Below are 19434 nucleotides of genomic sequence, written 5' to 3'. Positions count from 1 at the left end.
TCAGCGTAGCCGGCCCAGACCCTCCCCGACGGCCTCGGACACGCGCAGAGCGGCGACCAGCGGGTCCTCGTGCTCCCACACCCGAACGACCGCCCAACCCGCCGCCGCGAGGGCCGAGTCGGTGGAGCGGTCCCGGGTGCGGTTGGTCTCGATCTTGGTGCGCCAGAAGTCCGCGTTGCGCTGGGGCCAGGTCGCGTGGGTCGGGCAGCCGTGCCAGAAGCAGCCGTCGACGAACACCGCGACACGCGCGCGCGTGAACACGATGTCGGCCTCCCGGCGCACGGCGGGCAGCGGACGACGGTGGACGCGGTAGCGCAGCCCCAGTGCGTGCAGCGCCCGGCGCAGGGCCAGCTCCGTCTGGGTGTCGCGGGCCCGCTGCCTGCTCATCCGCGCGCTCGTCGCGGGTGTGGTGTCCATCAGCAGCAGGTGGCGCTGCGCCGTTCCATCAGGACCGTGTCGCGCCACGCGCCGTCGAGGCGGGCGATGCGGTCGCGCACGCCGACGACCCGGAAGCCCGCCGAGCGGTGCAGCGAAATGCTTCCCTTGTTCTCCGGGAAGATCGCCGCCTGGACCGTCCACAGCCCGTCATCGTCGGCGGCCCGCACCTGCCGGTCGATCAGCGCCTTGCCGATTCCCCGGCCGCGGGCGGATTCCGCCACATACACAGAATTCTCCGCGACCCCGGCGTACGCGGCGCGGCTCGACACCGGCGCCAGCGCCGCCCAGCCGACCGCCTCGCCGTCGAGCTCAGCCATCCAGCGGTGTTCCTTGAGCCATTTCCGGTCGAGGGACTCACGGGACGGCACTTTGCTCTCGAAAGTCGCCATCCCGGTCGCTATCCCCTCACCGAAGATGCGCCGTACGACCGGCCAATCGTCGTCCTGCATCGCGCGAACCGTGACATCGTCCGGAATGCCCATCGGTCCATTCGGCGCCGCCAGCGCGCCCATGACGACCTCGGCCGCGTGCGGCAATCCGACACAGCACGCGTCGTTGACGGAGACGAAGGTCTGGGTGCCCTCGCGGCGCAGCAGTACGAAGCCGACGTCGGCCAGTTTGCGGATGTGGTGCGAGCAGGTCGGCTGGCTGATGCCCACGTCGACGGCGAGCGCGCCCACGGTGATGGGCACCGGGCTGGCGGCGACCGCGTGCAGGACTTTCACCCGCGTCGGATCGGCGAGGCATGCGAACCAGTGCGCGAAAGTCTCCGCGCTCGTGTCATCGAGTCCGGCCATGCACACATCATAGACGAGCGTCAATGGTTGGGCGGATCATTAAGTTCCGTACCCCTACGGATACCGCCCCTGATTGTTCCTCACCTGGCGCCACTCGAAAGTGGCGAGAAGCGAACCGCCGTCATCCCTGCCCTGAGACGAGCGTTCGCCAGATCCGAAAGGAACAATCGTGAAACCAACAGCACGGTCCTGGGGCGTAATGGCCCTGGCTGCCGCCGCGGTGCTGGTCCCGCTGGGGAGCTCGATCGCGAACGCGGCCGAGTCGGCAGCGGGCGAGACGGCCTGGGCCTCGACGTTCGAAGGCAGTTCCGTCGGCAACCCCGCTCCGGGTTCGGACGCGGGCGCGATGTTCATCGGCGGAACCGACGCCACCGTGAGCGAGTACGCGCCGATCATCGCAGGCATCCGCGCCGGTGGCGTGCGGCCGGAGGGCCAGACCTGCACCGGCGAACTCGTCGCGCCCCGCAAGATCCTCATCGCCGCGCACTGCGCGGACGCCCAAGGCGAGAAGAGCTTCGTCTACGGCCTGAACGACCTCAAGGAGTACAAGGGCGGTGCGGGCACCGGCTTCCAGTTCGCCAAGGCCGTCACCTACAAGAAGCACCCGAAGTACGTCAACTTCGATCAGGGCTTCGACGTCGCGGTGGTCACCCTGGACCGTGACATCACCCCGCTGAACGGAACGTTCGCCAAGTTCGCCACCTCGGCGGACAAGGACGTGAACCTGGTCGGCCGCAAGGGTCTCGGCTTCGGCTACGGCAAGAAGGACGTCAACGACGACACCAAGGACGTCACGCTCGACAAGGCCGAGCTGCCGATCGTGCAGGGCGGCGTCAACAACGAGTGCAGCGGCAGTGGCAGCGTCGGCAGCTTCAACAACGCCACCATGATCTGCGCGGGCACCGCTACCGGCCGTCCCGTGACCGTGCTGCCCGGCGACAGCGGCGGCCCGCTGCTCGTCGACGGCAAGATCTACGGCCTCGCGTCGTGGGGCAAGAGCACCTGGGACTGGTGGAACGTCTACGCCCGCCTCAACAACGAGATGGGCGACTGGGTCGCGACCGAGGTCGGCCCCGTCACGCCGACCGAGCCCAAGGTCGCGGTCACCCCGTCGACCTTGTCGGTCAAGGCGGGTTCCTACGGCTCCGCGACCGTCGGCACGACCGCGGGCAGCTCCGGCGCCGAGAGCCTCAAGCTCAGCGCTAGCGGCCTCCCCTCGGGCGTCCAGGCTGTCTTCCAGCCGACTGACGTCACCGCGGGCAACAGCGCCAAGGTCACCTTCGACGCCGCCGCGAGCGCGCCCAACGGCACCTACACGGTGACCGTGACCGGCACGAACGCCGCTGGCAAGGGGTACTCGTCGACGGTTTCGCTGACCATCACCGACGGCGGCACGCCGACCGGCGACTTCAAGGTCTCGGTCGACCCGACCAGCCTCGCGGTCAACCCGGGTGAAGGCGCCGCGGCCGGACTGTCGACCGTGGCGGGCTCCAACGGCCCCGAAGAGGTCACCCTGACCGCGAAGGGCGCGCCGTCCGGCGTCACCGTGGCGTTCTCCCCGTCGACCGTGCAGACCGGCGACGGCGCCAAGGTCATCATCGAGACCACGTCGTCGGCCGCTCCTGGCACCTACCCGATCGACCTGAACGCCACCAACGCCGGTGGCAAGACCGCGACGGCCACCCTCTCGCTGACCGTCAAGGGCGGCACCCCCGGTGACCACGCGGTCGCGCTCAACCCGTCGAGCGTCAGCGTCAACCCCGGTGACGGCGCTTCGACCGGCCTGACCACCACCGCGGGCAGCGGCGGCGCCGAGGAGCTCACCCTGTCGGCGTCCGGCCAGCCCTCGGGCACGACCGTGACGTTCCAGCCCACCAAGGTTCCGGCGGGCGACGGCTCCAAGGTCGTCGTGCAGACCTCGGCCTCCACCCCGGCGGGCACGCACACGATCACCATCACCGCCACCAACGCCGCGGGCAAGACCGCGACGGCGGCGCTCTCGCTGACGGTCAACGGCCAGACGACCGGCTTCTCGCTCGGCGCCTCGCCGAGTTCGGTCGTCGTCAAGCAGGGCGCGAACACCACCAGCACGATCAGCACGACCGCCGGTTCCAACGGCGCGGAGACGATCAACCTGACCGCCTCCGGCCAGCCCAGTGGCGTGACCGCGTCGTTCTCGCCGTCCTCGGTGCAGACCGGCTCGTCCTCGACGCTGACCCTCTCGGCCACGAGCAGCGCGGCGGTGGGCACCTACACGGTGACCGTCACCGGCACCAACTCGTCCGGCAAGACCGCGACGACCACGGTGTCGCTCAAGGTCGAGAGCACCACGACCCCGGGTGGCGTGACAGTGACCCTGTCGCCATCCTCGGGATCGCAGAAGCAGGGCGGAATCAACGAGTTCTACGCCACCGCACTCGGCGGCACGGGCAACCTGACGTTCACCGCTTCCGGCGCCCCCGCGGGCACCCAGGTGTACTTCAACCCGGCCACCGTGGCGCAGGGCGGGCGCAGCCTGATCTGGGTCTTCACGAACTTCCAGACCCCGGCGGGCACGCACCCGATCACCATCACGGCGCGGTCGGCGGACGGCAAGACCGGCTCGGCGACCTACACCCTGACGGTCACTTCGTTCAGCTACACCGGGAACAGCGCCGGCCGGCTCTGAACTCGGTAATCTCCACCTGATCGAAAACGGCAGGTCCGGGGCTCCCGGGCCTGCCGTTTTCCGTTCCCGGAAGGCGAATACACGTTATGCACACCCTGCCAGCACCCCACCGCGACCCGGTGGCCGTGTCCGGTGTCCGGGAGTCGTTCCCGGTCGCCCTGACCCGCGCGATAGACCGCAGCGGCATGAGCCTGGAACAGCTGCAGCGGCGGCTGAGCGTGCACGAGGTCAAGGTGAGCCTGTCGACGCTGAGCTACTGGCGACGCGGCCGCACCCGGCCCGAGCGCCCGGACTCGCTGCGCGCGGTCACGATCATCGAGGAAGTCCTCGGGCTGCCGCCCGGATATCTGATCTCGTTGCTGGGCCCGCGAAAGCCGCGTGGACGGTGGGCGTCGAGGTCCTCGGCGAAGTCGCACGAGGCGCTGTGGGACGGCGCGAGCGCGCTGAGCCCGCTGCTGGCCGAACTCGACGACCCGGGTCCCGGTGAGCTGACGTTCCTGAGCGTGCGCGAACAGCACTTCCTCGACCACGAGGGCCGCGACAACCGGACCGTGGTGCACGCGGTCGTCCGGTCCGAAGTGGACTGGCGGCGCACCTGCGTGGTCCTGCACCGCGCGGAGCCGACCGATCGCGCCCTGCCCGACATCACCGCGCTCAGCGGCTGCGCGCTGGGCAAGGCCCGCACGCACGAGCCCGGCCGGTTCGTGCTGTCGGAGATCCTGCTCGACCGCGTGCTGCGCATCGGCGACACCGCGGCGTTCTCCTACGAGGTCCAGTGGCACGGGTCGGTCGCGTCGACCAACTTCGTCCGGGCGATGCGTCAGTGCGCCCGCGAATACCTGCTGGAAGTGGTGTTCCACCCGGACGCGGTGCCCAGCTCGTGCAGGCAGTTCCGGCGCGAGTCGAGCAGGCTGCCGGAGGTCGACCACGGGGAGCTGCACTTGGGCGCGTACAACAGCGCGCACCTGCTGACCCACGATGAGAAGTCCGCGATCGTTGGCATCCGCTGGACCTGGTGATGGCGCGCCGACGGGAGGTGTCCGGTGTGGACACCTCCCGCGGGCGGTCTTCAGTTGTGCGCCAAGGCCTCGATGGTTCGTTAGAAGGTCAGGGTCCAGGCGTCGATGTTGCCGGTGTCGTACCGGTAGACGTCGGTGACCCGAAGCTTCCACTCGCCGTTCTTGGCGGTCTCGGTGCCGGTGTTGACGGTGAAGGTCTGGTGGACACCCGCCGAGGAGCTCGCGCCACCGGCCTGCTTGAGGTTGAACACCTTGCCGGTCGGGCCGACCAGGTCGATCGCCAGGTCACCGGTGTAGGTGTGGTTGATGTCCACCTTCACCGAGGTGGCCGAGGTGCCCGCGCCGGAGCAGCCGGACACGGTCACCGACGAGGTGATCGCGGTGTTGTTGTCCGGGATCGCCACGTCGTTGGTGTTCGACACCGCGGAGCAGGCCGGGTCGACCGGGCCGTTCATGAAACCGGTGTAGAGCAGCACGTTCGGCGAACCGGTGTTGATGCCGGTCAGCTTGCCGGTGGAGCCGTTGTTGACCAGCGCGTCACGCACCTGGGCCGGGGTGGCCGAGTTGTTGAGTCCGAGGTAGACGGCCGCGGCGCCCGCCACGTGCGGGGAGGCCATCGAGGTGCCGGTCATCGTCGCGGTGCCGGTGTTGCTCGAGTGCGACGCCGAGACGATGTTGGTTCCGGGAGCCCAGATGTCCAGGCAGGAGCCGTAGTTGCTCGGGCCGGTGCCGTTGTGGCGCGCGTCCTGGGAGTTGCTGTTGCCGACGGTGACGGCGGCGGGCAGCTTCTGCGGGCTGTAGTAGCAGGCGTCGTCGTTGGAGTTGCCCGCCGCCTGGACCCACTGGACGCCGCTGTCGATGACGGCCTTGGCGCCGTCGTCCCAGCTCTGCACGGTGCAGCGGGACCGGCAGCCGATGCTGAAGTTCACCACCGCGGGCTTGATGGCGTTGGCCTTGACCCAGTTCATACCGCCGAGGATCTGGTCGCTGGTGCCGTCGCCCGCGCAGTTGAGGACGCGCACCGCGTGGATGGTCGCCTTCTTCGCCAGGCCGTAGGTGGTACCCGCCGTGGAGCCCGCGACGTGCGTGCCGTGGCCGTTGCAGTCCTGCGGGGTGGAGTCGTTGTCGACGAGGTCACGGCCCGCTGCGACGCGGCCGGTGAAGTCCTGGTGCGCGGAGTTGAGTCCGGAGTCGACGATGTATACGTGCACGCCCTGGCCCGGGTTGGCCGGGTAGTCGAACGTCTGGTTCAGCGGCAGGTCGCGCTGGTCGACCCGGTCGAGGCCCCACGGCGCGTTGGGCTGGGTGTCGGTGACGGTGGCGTACACCGCCTGCTCGACGTACTTGACCATCGGGTTCTTGGCCAGCGCGAGTGCCTGGCTTTCCTTCATGGACACGGAGAATCCACGCAGGATCGAGTCGTAGGTGAACTTGACCTGGCCGCCGTGCTTGCCCGCCAGGTCGTTCGCCTTGGCCGACACCGACTCGCGGCTCACGCTGTCGTCCTTGAACACCACGATGTAGCGGTCCGGAACGGTGCCGGGGGCGCCCGCGTTGGAGATCGAGGCCGCTTGGGAGGGCGCGGCGAGCGCGGGTACCGCGACCGCCACGAGACCCACGGCGGCGGAGCCCAGGAGCAGGGCTTTCAGTGGGGTCGTCAGTTTTCTCATTGCTTGGCTGTCCTTACTCTGCAGGGTTCGAGCAGGGTTCGAGCAGGGTTCGAGCAGGGTTCGAGCACGGTGTGACACCGCGCCGGCGACAAGTCGCCGCGCAACTCGATGGAGTGGCTGCCGGGCAGGGTGAATAACTGACAGCCACTGCCGATCACCTTCAGCCGGACGCGCCCCGCGAACAATCCGGGTATCGGTACGTATACCTACCCGTCTTTCACCGATGTCCAGGTCGCTCTCCTGCCCCGGACCGCCGACTAAGATCGGTTTGCCGGTTGCGCGGCGGCAAGTGAGTTCCGGATCACCCCTGTTCGGCTTAGGCTCCGAAGAACGTCGGGTTGACACCGATCCTGAACACCGGCCTGGGAGGGTGTGGATGGTCCCGAAGCGGCAGCCGACGGCGAGCCTCGTGCGCACCACGTCGCCGGTGCTCGTCGGCCGCGGCCATGAGCTCGACGCGCTGCGCGAGACGGTGACGCGCCAGCCCGCCGTGGTCATGATCGAAGGCGAGGCGGGGGTCGGGAAGAGCAGGCTCGTCCATGAGCTGCTGCGCCCTGGCCGCCTCGGGCCGCTGCGCATCCTCATCGGCAACTGCCAGCCGCTGCGCGAGCCTTTCCCGTACGGGGCTGTCCTCGAGGCCCTGGGCGGCTGCGCGGACCGGCTGGCGAGTCGTCCCCAGCTGAGCCGGGTGGTGGGTGTCCTGGCCCCCATGCTGCCTGAGCTGGCCGACTACCTGCCGGAGGCGCCCGTGCCGTCCGGCGACCCGCGGGCCGACCGGCACCGGGTGTTCCGCGCGGTGCGCGAGCTGCTCGCCGCGGTCGGCCCGACGCTGATGATCATCGAGGACCTGCACTGGGCCGACGACGGCTCGCGGCAGCTGCTGCGGTTCCTGATGGCCGACCCGCCGCCGAACCTGACCGTCCTGGTCACCTACCGCCGTGAGGACGTGCCGGGCGGGATGCCGCTGGGCACCGCCTACCGACCGCCCACGGGCATCACCAGCATGCTGGTGCACCTGGCCCCGCTCGACGCCGAGGGCGTGCGGTCGCTGGCCGCGGCGATCCTCGACGAGGAGACCGTCTCCGCCGACTTCGCCGCGAAGCTGCACGAGCGCACCGCGGGCATCCCGTTCGTGGTCGAGGAGACGCTGCGGGCGCTGCGGACGACGGCGGGCGCGGTGCACGCCGACGGCGCCGCGGCGCGCAGGCTGCTGGACAACGTCGAGGTCCCGGTGCTGCTGCGCGACGCGATCGCCGAGCGGCTCAGCGAGCTGCCCACGGCGGCCAACCGGCTGGTCCAGGCGGCGGCGGTGCTGGGCGTGCCCGCCACCGCGGAGCTGCTCGGGTCGGTGGCCGGGATTCCCGACCAGCGGGTGCGGGCCGCGCTGGGCCACGCGCTGGCCGGACACGTGCTGCACGAGGCCGACAACGCGCATTACACCTTCCGCCACGCCCTGGCCCGGCAGGCCGTCTACGACACGCTCAGCGGCCCGGACCGCCAGCAGCTGCACCTGCGGGCCATCGACGCGCTCGACATGGTCAGCCCGCGTCCGCTGGTCCAGCTCGCCGAGCACAGCCAACGCGCGGGCAGGCTGGCCGACTGGCTGCGCTACGGCGAGGCGGCCGCCGACCGGGCCGCCGACGTCGGCGACGCCGCCACCGCCACCGCCTTGCTGCAGCGGGTGCTGGCCGAGCCGTCGCTGTCCTCGGCCGACGTCGACCGGCTGGCAGTGAAGCTGGGCCAGGTCGCGCACACCGGGCTCGACCAGTTCAACCCGACGGCCACCATGCGCAGGCTGCTCGGCGACCGCAGGCTCTCGATGTCGGCTCGCGGCGAGGTCCGGCTGTTCCTGGGGCTGCTGCTGATCCGGCAGGCGGGCGGGGTGGCGTCGGCCCGCTCGGAGATCGAACTCGCGCTCGGCGACCTCGGCGAGCGTCCCGCGCTGGCCGCGAAAGCCACCTCCGTGCTCGCGCAGCCGTTCACCGGCGACACCCCGTTCGCGGAGATCGAGCCGTGGCTGCGCCGCACCGACGAGCTGATCGATTCCTGTGAGGACGAAGAGCAGCGGATCATGCTGCTGGCCAACAACCTCGGGTCCCGCCTGCACACCGGCGACCCGACGGTGTTCGGCAGGCTGTCGCTGCTCCCGCAGACCGCGTACACCGCGGCCACCCAGCGCCAGCTGGCCAGGGCGTACTGCAACTTCGCCGACGCGTGCATGACGGTCGGCCATTTCCAGCAGGGCGCCGACTCGCTGGAGACCGGCATGCGGCTGGCCGACGACTGCGGCGCGCCGTTCGTGGCGAGCACCGCGCGGGCCACCAGGGCCCGCCTCGACTGGTTCCTCGGCGAGTGGACCGGGCTGGCCGAGCGGGCGAGCAAACTGCTCGAGGAGTACCACGACCTGCTGCCGGTGGCCAGCGAGCTGAGCCTGGTGCTCGGGTCGCTCGCCTGCGCGCGCGGCGAATGGTCCGAGGCGATGGGCTACTTCACCAACAGCGGCGCCTACGCGCCGCAGGAGGCGATCTCCCAGATCGCGATCGGCGGCTGCGCGGGACTGGCCCGGGCGTGGCTGGCCCAGGACGACATCACCAAGGCCTGCGCGGACATCGACCGCGGCCTGGCGCTGTTGCGCCACAAGCAGGTGTGGACGTGGGCGGGCGAGATCCTGCCGGTGGCGGTCACCGCGTACGTGCGCGCGGGCAGGCTCGCCGACGCCCGCGCCATCGTCGACCAGACGGAGGCGGGGATCCTCGGCCGGGACGCGCCGATGAGCGCGGCCGCGGTCGACAGCGGCCGCGGCGAACTCGCGGAGGCCGCGGGCGATCTGGGGACCGCGGTGGAATTCCACCGCAGCGCGCGCGGCGCCTACGAGAAGATGAACGCCCCCTACTACGCCGCGATGGCCGCCGAGCACGAAGCGCTGTGCCTGCTGCCTTCCGACGGCGCGGCCGCGGCCGCCGCACTGTCCACTTTGATCGATACGTTCGACGGTCTCGGCGCCACCCGCGACGCGGCGAGATGCAGGCACCTGCTGCGCGGGATCGGCGGCGTGAAGCCGTCCAGACGCGGGCGCCGCGGGTACGGCAACGAGCTTTCCCCGCGCGAGCAGGAAGTCGCGCGCCTGCTCGCGGGCGGGCACACCAACCGCGAGATCGCCGACGTGCTGTTCCTCTCGCCGCGCACCGTCGAGCAGCACGCGGCGAGAGTGCTGCGAAAACTCGGCGTCACCTCCCGCAGCGAGCTGCACGCCGAGGACTTCGGCTGAGCCGACGGTGGCTCCCCCGCGAAGTGCGGGAGAGCCACCGTGGATCACTGCTTCAGCCTTGGGATGCCGTCGTTATCCGACGAAGTCCAGCTTCCACGAGTTGATGTATCCGGTGTCGAACGAGTACGCGTCGCGGACACGCAGCTTGTACTCGCCCGTCATGCCCTCACCGGACAGGTTGACCGTGTAGGTCGCGATCACGTTGTCCGCCGAGTCGCTCGCGCTGGCGGGCTTGAGGGCGTACACGGTACCGTCCGGCGCGACCAGGTCGATGACCAGGTCACCACGGTAGGTGTGGACGATGTTCACCGAGACCTTCGAGGTGGCCGACGGCGCGCTGGTCGCGTTGGCCGTCACCGAGGAGGTCACGGCGACGTTGTTGTCGGTGATCTGGACGTCGTTGTCGTTGGTCCAGTTCGTGCCGCCACCGCCGCCACCGGAGACGCACTTGGTGGCGTCCGGCAGGCCCGAGCCGTAGTACTTCGGGTCGGTGTAGGTGCCGGAGCACTCCTTCATCTTCTTCTCGATGTCCTTGCCCTTGAGTGCCGGGAAGGCGCTCTTGACCAGCGCGGCGATGCCCGCGGCGTGCGGGGACGCCATCGAGGTGCCGGTCATCTGCTGGAACCCGCCACTGGCCGAGGTCGAGTTCACGTTCACGGCGGCGGCGGTGACGTCCAGCGTGCCGTTGGTGTCGTAGTTCGACATGTTGTACCGCGTGCCCTGCTGGTCGATGCCGCCGACGACGGTCGAGCCCTCGGCCTCCTGCGGCATCAGCGGGCAGCCGGTGTTGACGTTGCGGCTCTTGGGCTGCGAGTCGTTGGGGCTCACCGAGGTGGATCCCTTGGCGGAGTAGTCCTTGTTCTCGTTGCCCGCGGCGACGAGGTTGACGATGCCCGCGCCGCTGGCGTGGTTCACCGCGCGGCGGACGGCGACCTCGATGGCCTTGAGGTCACCGTCGTTCTCGTTGGCGCACAGGCCGTACCACGGGTCGGTCCAGTAGCTGTTGTTCGTGACGTCGACGCCGACCTCGACGGCGTACATGAAGGCGCACACCGTGTTCTCCGGGAAGAACAGCTCGGCGGCGGGCTCGGCGACGCGGATCGACGACAGCTTGGCGCCGGGAGCGACACCCACGATGCCGCCGTTGCCCTTGGCCGCGGCGATGGAGCCCGCGACGTGCGTGCCGTGGCCGCTGGAGCCGACGCTGCGCCAGGCGCCCGCGCGCTTGTCGACCTTGCCGTAGGCGCAGGACGCGGACTTGCTCGCGTCGAAGTTCGGGGCCAGGTCCTTGTGCTGGTCGTTGACGCCGGTGTCGAGCACCGCGACGGTCACGCCCGCGCCGTCGGTGGTCGCCCACGCCTGGTCGGCCTTGAGCTGCTTGATGTCCCAGCCCACGGCCTCGGTGCCCAGGTTCTGCCCCGCGCTGTTGCTCGGGATCGGCGGGTTGTCCGCGTTGGTCGGGACGTCGGTGGTCCGGGTCGCGCCGACGTACTGCACGCCGGTCACCGCGCGCACCTTCGACTTGAAGTCGGCGGCCGTCGAGTGGGCGACGATGACACCGATGGCGTCCCAGGCGTTCCACACGGTGCCGCCGCTGTTGGTGACGGCGGTCTTGCCCGCGGCGATGTTGGCCGGATCGGTGATCACGAAGTAGGCGCGCGTGCCGGTCGGGATGCTGCTCGGCGCCGCGGCGCCTGCCGGGCCCGCCGGGGCGGCGGCGGCCGCGAACGCCAGGCCCGGTGTCAGCACCAGACCGAAGCTGATCGCCGCGGCCATGGCGGTGCGCCGCAGCCGGGTATTTGAGCGCAGGAACACGGATTCCTCCGAACAACTCAGGGGGCGTCCGCGCCGGACGGCGCGGTACAGGGAAGCCCCAGGTGCACTGACGATGATGCGCATTCCGGTGCACTGAAATCCATGCCCCGACGCGACATTCCAAGGAAGTTACCCCGACCGGAGCAGAGATATCGAATTCATTGGCCGGGGTATTTCCCACTATTCAATTCGACTAGAGGAATAGCAGCGAGACGGGAAGGCCGCCCCCTGCTGGAAACGGCCTTCCCGCCTCGGTCGCGACGGCGCCAGAACCAAAGACCCCTCGCATCCGGGCAGTTCAGCGCGTGCCCGTTGCCGATCGGACACTTCGCCACGATAGGGATGCCGGATGAGTGAGGGACCATCCGGCGAAGTTCACCAAAGCCGATTCGAATGCCAGCGGAGAGAGAGACGAGGGCGTGGGCGCCTCTCTCTCCGCTCATTGACAGCGTCACCCGACAACTGCGACGCCGACATCACATTCGCCATCCGTGCCGCCGGATGGGGATTGCCGCCAGCAGGGTCGGCGGCCATCCGCGGACAACGATGCGACCATTCGGCACCTGGAACAACCCAGGGATCACTACGTAGCCCTACCTATCTTTTGCGGGGGCGCGGGACCCGGCCGCGGCACGCCCGCCCTCACCGCGGGCCCTGGTGCCGAGAATTAGAACCGGTTACGTTTCTTGCCTGGCTCGCCCAGGACAAGGAGCCCCATGGCACGCTCGCTGACCGACCAGGTCGTAGTGATCACCGGTGGTGCCCGCGGCATCGGCGCGGCCACCGCCGCCGCCCTGGTCCGCGCGGGCGCGCGCGTGGTCATCGCCGACCTCGACGCCGACCTCGCCAAGCGCACCGCCACCACCCTCACCCGCGAGTCGCCCCGCCAGGCAAACGAGTCGCCCCTTCCGGCAGGTGAGTTCGACATTCGCGTGACCGCCTACGGGCTCGACGTGACCGACCGGGCCGCGTTCACCGCGCTGCTCGACCAAGTCGAGGCCGAGGTCGGGCCGATCGACGTGCTGGTCAACAACGCCGGGATCATGCCGATCGCCCTGATCGAGGACGAGCCCGACCGCACCACCACCGCACAGCTGGCGGTGAACCTGCACGCGGTCATCCACGGCAGCCGCGAGGCGGTGCGCCGGATGAAGCCCCGCGGATCGGGTCACGTGGTCAACGTGGCGTCGGCGGCGGGCCGCATCCCGGTTCCCGCGGGCGCGACCTACTGCGCGACGAAGTTCGGTGTCATCGGCTTCTCCGAGGCGCTGCGGATGGAGCTGCGCGACACCGGGGTCGACGTCTCGTGCGTCATGCCCGCGATCGTGCGCACCGAGTTGGCGGCGGGCCTCAAGGACAGCAAGGGCGTCAAGCCGGTGACCGCCGAGCAGGTCGCCGAGGCGATCGTCGGCGCGCTGCGCTCCCCACGCTTCGACGTGTACGTGCCCAAATCGGTCGGCCCGGCGGTGCGCATGGGCGCGCTGCTGCCCCGGCGGGTCGGCGAGTGGCTCAGCCGCAAGCTCGGCGGTGAGCGCCTGTTCCTCGACGCGCTCGACTCCGCCGCCCGACGCGACTACGAGACCCGTGCCGCCGACAGCGCCCCGGGCGCGGAGGAGACCCGAGCATGACGCCACCCGCCACCATCACCGACGACCTGATCACCCGGCTGTCCCGGCACGTCGCCGCCTCCGGCGCCGAGACCATCGCCAGTGTCGAGGTCTTCACCGGCGAAACCCTGGCCACGCTGCCGTGTTCGAGCGTCCGCGACGTCGCCGACGCCGTGCACGCCGCGCGGGTGCCGCAGGCGCGCTGGGCCGAACTCGACGTGCGCGAGCGGATGGGCGTGTTCGAGCGGTTCCACAAGCTGGTGCTCGACGAGCGCGAGACCATCGCCGACCTCATCCAGGCCGAGACCGGCAAAGCCCGCCGCTACGCGTTCGAGGACCTGATCGAGCCCGCGATCACCACCAGCCACTACCTCAAGGCCGCGCCGCGGCTGCTGCGGGCGCGCGCCCGCAAGGGCATGATGCCGCTGGCGATCAAGGCCACCGAGCTGCGCCAGCCCAAGGGCGTCGTCGGGATCATCTCGCCGTGGAACTTCCCGTTCGCCCTGGGCATGTCCGACTCGATCCCGGCGCTGATGGCGGGCAACGCGGTGGTGCTCAAGCCGGACAGCCAGACCGCGCTGAGCCCGCTCTACGGCGTGGACCTGCTCTACCGGGCGGGTCTTCCGGAGGGGCTGATCACCGTCGTGCTCGGTGACGGGCCGACCGTCGGCGGCGCGCTGGTCGACAACGCCGACTACGTCGGGTTCACCGGCTCGACCCGCACCGGCGCCGAGGTCGGCGCCCGGGCCGCGGCCCGGCTCATCGGCTGCTCGCTGGAACTCGGCGGCAAGAACCCGATGATCGTGCTGCCCGACGCGAACGTCGCCGCCGCCGTCGACGGCGCGGTGACCAGCGCCTTCGCCAACACCGGCCAGCTGTGCATGCACATCGAGCGGATCTACGTGCACGAGTCGGTCCACGACGCCTTCCTGGCGAAGTTCGTCGACGCGACCCGCGCGCTCAAGCTCGGCGCCCGCTACGACTACCAGTGCGATGTCGGCTCCCTGATCTCGACCAGGCAGCGCAAGGCCGTGGCCGAGCACGTCGACGACGCCCGGGCCAAAGGCGCGACCGTGCACGTCGGCGGCGGGTCCAGGGAGGACCTCGGGCCCGCGTTCTACGAGCCGACCGTGCTCACCGGCGTCACCCCCGACATGGCGTGCTTCGCCGAGGAGACCTTCGGGCCGGTGGTGTCGATCTACCCGTTCCGCGACGAGGAGGACGCGATCGCGCTGGCCAACGACACCAGCTACGGGCTCAACGCGAGCGTCTACGGCCGCGACCTCGACCGCGCCCGCCGGGTGGCACACCGGCTGCGGGCCGGGACGGTCAATGTGAACGACGGCCACGCGGCGGCCTACTCCAGCATGGACGCGCCGATGGGCGGAATGGGCTCATCCGGATTGGGCCGAAGGCACGGGGTCGAAGGGCTGCTCAAATACACCGAGGCACAAAATGTCGCGGTTCAGCGGGTCCGGGTCATCCCGCCGCCGAAGGCCATCCCTTACGGCCGGTACACCGGGATCATGGCGCGTTCACTGCGGCTGATGCGCCGGATCGGGCTGCGCTGACCCCGCGAAAGTGAAGGATCTGTGAAATAAACGGGAACAAGGGCAGCCGCTCGTAGCCTTGTGATGGGCATGACACCCGGTCAGTATTCGAATGTCATAGCCGCGCGAGCATGAGTCATGAGGGCACCCAAGGGTTTGACTCTGCCCGCGCGGCGAAGTTTCAACCCCTCCAGTGTCGGAAATTCCGGCACTCCCTGCAGGAGGCACCGCGTGAATCGCAAACGCCTGTCCGTCATGGTCGGGGCGCTAGCCGCCTTTGCCGTGATCATCTCCATGAGCGGCAACCCGGCCAGCGGCGAGAACGCCGCCGCCGCCCAGGAAGCTCGCGCAACGGCCGAGTACCACGTCATCGGAGTCAAGACTTCCCAGCAGCGCAGCGCCATCGCGGCGACCGGCGCGGCCGTCAACGGCACGGAAGACAGCCGCTTGATGATCACCGCCACGCCCGCCGAGGTCGCCAAGATCCGCTCCCAGGGCTTCAAGGTCGAGTCCGAGGCCGCCCCCGCGGTCATCCAGGGCACCCAGGGTGTCCAGGGAACCAACGACTTCCCGAGCTCGGACGCGAACTACCACAACTACGCCGAGATGACCGCGGTCATCAACTCGGCCGTGGCCAACTACCCGAACCTCATCACCAAGCAGGTCATCGGCAAGTCCTACGAGAACCGCGACCTGTACGCGCTGAAGATCTCGGACAACCCGACGGCGGACGAGAACGAGCCCGAGGTTCTCTTCACCCACCACCAGCACGCCCGTGAGCACCTGACGGTCGAGATGGCGATCTACCTGATCAAGACCTTCACCGAGGGCTACGCGACCGACGCCAAGGTCAAGTCCATGGTGGACACCCGCGAGATCTGGATCCTGCCCGACGTCAACCCCGACGGCGGCGAGTTCGACATCAGCACCGGCTCCTACAAGAGCTGGCGCAAGAACCGCCAGCCCAACTCCGGTTCGTCCTACGTCGGCACCGACATGAACCGCAACTGGGACTACAAGTGGGGCTGCTGTGGCGGCTCCTCGGGCAGCACCAGCTCCGACACCTACCGCGGCACCGCGCCCGAATCGGCGAAGGAAGTCAAGGTCCTCTCGGACTTCGTGCGCAGCCGCGTCGTCGGCGGCAAGCAGCAGATCAGCACCGCGATCGACTTCCACACCTACAGCGAGTTGGTGCTGTGGCCGTTCGGCTGGACCAACGCCGACACCGCCGAGGGTCTCAACGCCGAAGAGCAGAAGGTCTTCTCGACGATGGGCCGCGCCATGGCGCAGACCAACGGCTACACCCCGGAGCAGTCCTCGGACCTCTACATCACCGACGGGTCGATCGACGACTACCTGTGGGGCGTCCACAAGATCTGGGGCTACACCTTCGAGATGTTCCCGGCGTCCGCCTCCGGCGGCGGTTTCTACCCGGGTGACGAGGTCATCGCCCGCGAGACCTCGCGCAACAAGGCGGCCGTGCTCTACCTGCTCGAGTACTCCGACTGCCCGAAGCGCTCGATCGGCCTGACCTGCGACGGCACCACGCCGCCGCCGACCGGCAACGTCTTCGAGAACACCAACAACGTCAACGTTCCCGACGCGGGCGCCGCTGTCACCAGCGACATCACCGTCACCGGACAGACGGGCAACGCCCCGGCGACGCTGAAGGTCGACGTCGACATCAAGCACACCTGGCGCGGTGACCTGGTCATCGACCTGGTGGCCCCGGACGGCACGGCGTACCGGTTGAAGAACTCGTCGGGCAACGACTCGGCCGACAACGTGATCACGAGCTACACCGTGAACGCGTCGACCGAGGTCGCCAACGGCACCTGGAAGCTCAAGGTCCAGGACGTCGCCCGCTACGACACCGGCTACATCGACAGCTGGAAGCTCACCTTCTGAGCTGAGAGCTAAGCGAAACAGCTATTACCAGGTGCTCCGGGTCGACCCGCAAACTCGGCCCGGAGCACCTCCTTATGCGGCCACCAGTCCCAGGTGGTTCGGCAAGTCACACAACCACGCGACCGTCCGCGCCCTGCGTTCCATTGTGGACGGTCACGGAAGGAATCTCGTGCGAATCTCGAAAATGAAGAAGGCGGGGCTGCTGGCAGCGGGCCTCACCGCGATCCTGGCCGCAGTGGGGGGACAGGCGCTCGCCGCGCCGCCGCCCTCGCAGCCCGGTGACGTCAGCCCCATGGTCGTCGGCGGCACCCTGGCCGCCAAGGGCGACTTCCCCTGGCTGGTCCACCTCTCGATGGGCTGCGGCGGCGCGATGTACTCCGAGCAGCTCGTGCTGACCGCGGCGCACTGCGTCGACGACCGCGGCACCAACGGCACCGGCCCCGACACCACCATCGGTGTCACCTACGGCGTCGTCGACCGCCAGGACCCCGCGGCGGTCAAGCGCACGTCGAGCTACGTGCACTCCGCGGTGGGCTACACCAACGTGGAGGCGGGCAAGGACTGGGCGCTGGTCAAGCTCAGCAGCCCGATCACCGGCGCGGCGCTGCTGCCGATCGCCACCACCACCGCCAACAACAACGGCACGTTCGACATCATGGGCTGGGGTGGTACCTCCGAGGGTGGCAACTCGATGAACCGCTACGCCAGCAAGGCGAAGGTGCCGTTCGTCGACGACACCACTTGCAGCGGCTCCTCGTCCTACCCGAACCTGGTGAAGTCCGACTCGATCTGCGCGGGCTACCCCGAGGGCGGCATCGACACGTGCCAGGGTGACTCCGGCGGCCCGATGGCCCGCCGCGACGCCAACAACAACTGGGTCCAGGTCGGCATCGTCTCCTGGGGCCACGGCTGCGCCCGGCCCAACAAGTACGGCATCTACACCGAGGTCAGCACCTTCGCCGCGGACATCCAGGCCGCGGCCGCCAAGCTCGGCGGCGGCGACACCACGCCCCCGCCCACGGGCGGCGTCTTCGAGAACACCAACAACGTCAACATCCCCGACGCGGGCACCGCGATCACCAGCTCGATCACGGTCTCGGGTGTCAGCGGCAACGCACCGGCCACGCTGAAGGTCGGCGTGGACATCAAGCACACCTGGCGCGGCGACCTGGTCATCGACCTGGTGGCGCCGGACGGCACGGCCTACCGGATGAAGAGCTCCAGCGGCAACGACTCCGCGGACAACGTGATCACCACCTACACGGTGAACGCCTCCACGGAGGTGGCGAACGGCATCTGGAAGCTCAAGGTCCAGGACGTCGCCCGCTACGACACGGGTTACATCGACAGCTGGAAGCTCACTTTCTAGTAGTGGCAAGCAGATCACTTTCGCAGTACCTGAAACCGCCCGGGGCAGGGTTGACCCCCTGCCCCGGGCGCCACGAACGGACCGAGGCAGCCGGCCGCGGTTTGGCACCACAACTCGCATCTGTGGTTCGTGAAAGGACGCAAAATGATCAAGCGCGACTGGATGGGGAAGTTACGCAGGACCGCGATGGTGGTCGTGGGAGCCGCCGCCATCGTGGGCATGTCGACCGGCCAGGCCCTCGGGGCCCAGCCACCGGCCGATGACGTCTCCCCGCAGGTCGTCGGCGGAAGCCCGGCGGCGCAAGGCGAATTCCCCTGGATGGTCCGGCTCTCGATGGGCTGCGGCGGCGCGATGTACTCCGACTCGCTCGTCCTCACAGCCGCCCACTGTGTCAGCGGCACAGGCAACAACACCGGGATCACCGCCACCTACGGCGTGGTCGACCTGCAGAGCACCAGCGCGATCAAGCGCACGTCCTCCTACGTCTACAAGAACCCCGGCTACTCGACCTCCGCGGGCGGCGACTGGGCGCTGATCAAGCTGTCCAGCCCGATCACCGGCGCGGCGAAGCTGCCGATCGCGATGACAAACGCCTACGACAACGGCACTTTCACCGTCATGGGCTGGGGTGCGGCGTCCGAGGGTGGCAGCCAGCAGCGGTACATGCTCAAAGCAGACGTCCCGTTCGTCAACGACACGTCCTGCAAGTCCTCGTACCCGTCGCTCAAGCCCGCCGTCGAGATCTGCGCAGGCTTCACCCAGGGCGGGGTCGACACCTGCCAGGGCGACTCCGGCGGCCCGATGGTCCGCCGCGACGCCAACAACGCGTGGATCCAGGTCGGCATCGTCTCCTGGGGCAACGGCTGCGCCCGACCGAACTACCCCGGCGTCTACGCCGAAGTGAGCGCCCTTTCCGCGGCCATCAAGGCGAAGGCCGACGAACTCGGCGGCACCACACCCCCGCCCACCGGCAAGGTCTTCGAGAACACCAACAACGTCAACATCCCCGACGCGGGCAGCGCGGTGACCAGCTCGGTCGCCGTCACGGGCATCACGGGCAACGCGCCGTCGGCCTTGCAGGTCGGCGTGGACATCAAGCACACCTGGCGTGGCGACCTGGTGATCGACCTGATCGCCCCGGACGGCTCCGCCTACCGCATGAAGAACTCCAGCAGCAGTGACTCGGCTGACAACGTGATCACCACGTACACGGTGAACGCGTCCACTGAGGTGGCAAACGGAACCTGGAAACTCCAGGTCCGCGACGTTTACAGCTACGACACCGGCTACATCGATAGTTGGAAGCTGACCTTCTAGGTCAAGGT

The 19434-nt window shown here is 69.2% G+C and carries 12 protein-coding genes and 1 pseudogene; 9 read left to right on the top strand and 4 right to left on the bottom strand.

Annotation, left to right across the window (positions count from 1 at the left end):
* Both C8E96_RS11305 and C8E96_RS11300 read right to left on the bottom strand, forming a co-directional pair.
* Entirely contained in the window at positions 1-417 is a 417-nt protein-coding gene (locus C8E96_RS11305; protein WP_176926791.1) for a very short patch repair endonuclease, read from the bottom strand.
* Positions 417-1235 carry a helix-turn-helix domain-containing GNAT family N-acetyltransferase gene (locus tag C8E96_RS11300; protein ID WP_091378998.1) on the bottom strand — a complete coding sequence of 273 codons (819 nt, stop codon included), beginning with the start codon at positions 1233-1235 and terminating at the stop codon, positions 417-419. Before C8E96_RS11300 ends, C8E96_RS11305 begins: the two co-directional genes overlap by 1 nt.
* Before the next feature lie 169 nt (positions 1236-1404).
* Here C8E96_RS11300 and C8E96_RS11295 point away from each other — a divergent pair, with 169 nt between their 5' ends.
* Together C8E96_RS11295 and C8E96_RS11290 are read left to right on the top strand one after the other, a co-directional pair.
* The gene (locus tag C8E96_RS11295; protein WP_228770049.1) at positions 1405-3903 is read left to right on the top strand and encodes a trypsin-like serine protease; all 2499 of its coding nucleotides are present in this window, start codon (positions 1405-1407) and stop codon (positions 3901-3903) included.
* 86 nt (positions 3904-3989) lie between these two features.
* Entirely contained in the window at positions 3990-4922 is a 933-nt protein-coding gene (locus tag C8E96_RS11290) for a hypothetical protein (protein ID WP_091379007.1), read from the top strand.
* A gap of 80 nt (positions 4923-5002) precedes the next feature.
* Here the strand turns inward: C8E96_RS11290 and C8E96_RS11285 are convergent, their stop codons facing one another.
* On the bottom strand, positions 5003-6592 hold the full coding sequence (locus C8E96_RS11285; RefSeq protein ID WP_091379010.1) for a S8 family peptidase: 1590 nt from the start codon (positions 6590-6592) through the stop codon (positions 5003-5005).
* A 376-nt stretch (positions 6593-6968) separates the two neighbouring features.
* Between C8E96_RS11285 and C8E96_RS11280 the strand changes: the two genes are divergently transcribed.
* Positions 6969-9860, top strand: coding sequence for an ATP-binding protein (locus C8E96_RS11280; protein ID WP_228770050.1), 2892 nt, complete (start codon positions 6969-6971; stop codon positions 9858-9860).
* Positions 9861-9932: 72 nt separating this feature from the next.
* Here C8E96_RS11280 and C8E96_RS11275 read toward each other — a convergent pair whose 3' ends face one another.
* On the bottom strand, positions 9933-11675 hold the full coding sequence (locus C8E96_RS11275) for a S8 family peptidase (RefSeq protein WP_228770051.1): 1743 nt from the start codon (positions 11673-11675) through the stop codon (positions 9933-9935).
* 716 nt (positions 11676-12391) lie between these two features.
* Between C8E96_RS11275 and C8E96_RS11270 the strand changes: the two genes are divergently transcribed.
* The 6 genes and pseudogenes from C8E96_RS11270 to C8E96_RS34615 all read left to right on the top strand — a co-directional run bounded on the left by C8E96_RS11270 (position 12392) and on the right by C8E96_RS34615 (position 19426).
* Positions 12392-13303 (top strand): SDR family oxidoreductase, encoded by a 912-nt coding sequence (locus C8E96_RS11270; protein ID WP_091379015.1) that lies wholly within the window; start codon positions 12392-12394, stop codon positions 13301-13303.
* Entirely contained in the window at positions 13300-14853 is a 1554-nt protein-coding gene (locus C8E96_RS11265) for a succinic semialdehyde dehydrogenase (RefSeq protein ID WP_091379018.1), read from the top strand. Before C8E96_RS11270 ends, C8E96_RS11265 begins: the two co-directional genes overlap by 4 nt.
* Positions 14854-15063: 210 nt before the next feature.
* Positions 15064-16740 carry a M14 family metallopeptidase gene (locus C8E96_RS11260; protein ID WP_228770052.1) on the top strand — a complete coding sequence of 559 codons (1677 nt, stop codon included), beginning with the start codon at positions 15064-15066 and terminating at the stop codon, positions 16738-16740.
* A 169-nt stretch (positions 16741-16909) separates the two neighbouring features.
* Positions 16910-18109: a trypsin-like serine protease gene (locus tag C8E96_RS34470; RefSeq protein ID WP_324187073.1), complete on the top strand. Its 1200-nt coding sequence runs from the start codon at positions 16910-16912 to the stop codon at positions 18107-18109.
* A 144-nt stretch (positions 18110-18253) separates the two neighbouring features.
* A pseudogene (locus C8E96_RS11250) lies at positions 18254-19045 on the top strand (S1 family peptidase); the annotation flags it as partial.
* Positions 19046-19132: 87 nt separating this feature from the next.
* Entirely contained in the window at positions 19133-19426 is a 294-nt protein-coding gene (locus C8E96_RS34615) for a proprotein convertase P-domain-containing protein (RefSeq protein WP_407642673.1), read from the top strand.
* Positions 19427-19434: the final 8 nt, after the last annotated feature.

It is taken from the genome of Actinokineospora alba (assembly GCF_004362515.1).
GTDB classification, from domain to species: Bacteria; Actinomycetota; Actinomycetes; order Mycobacteriales; family Pseudonocardiaceae; genus Actinokineospora; species Actinokineospora alba.
This window is presented reverse-complemented; position numbering and strand designations above follow the sequence as displayed.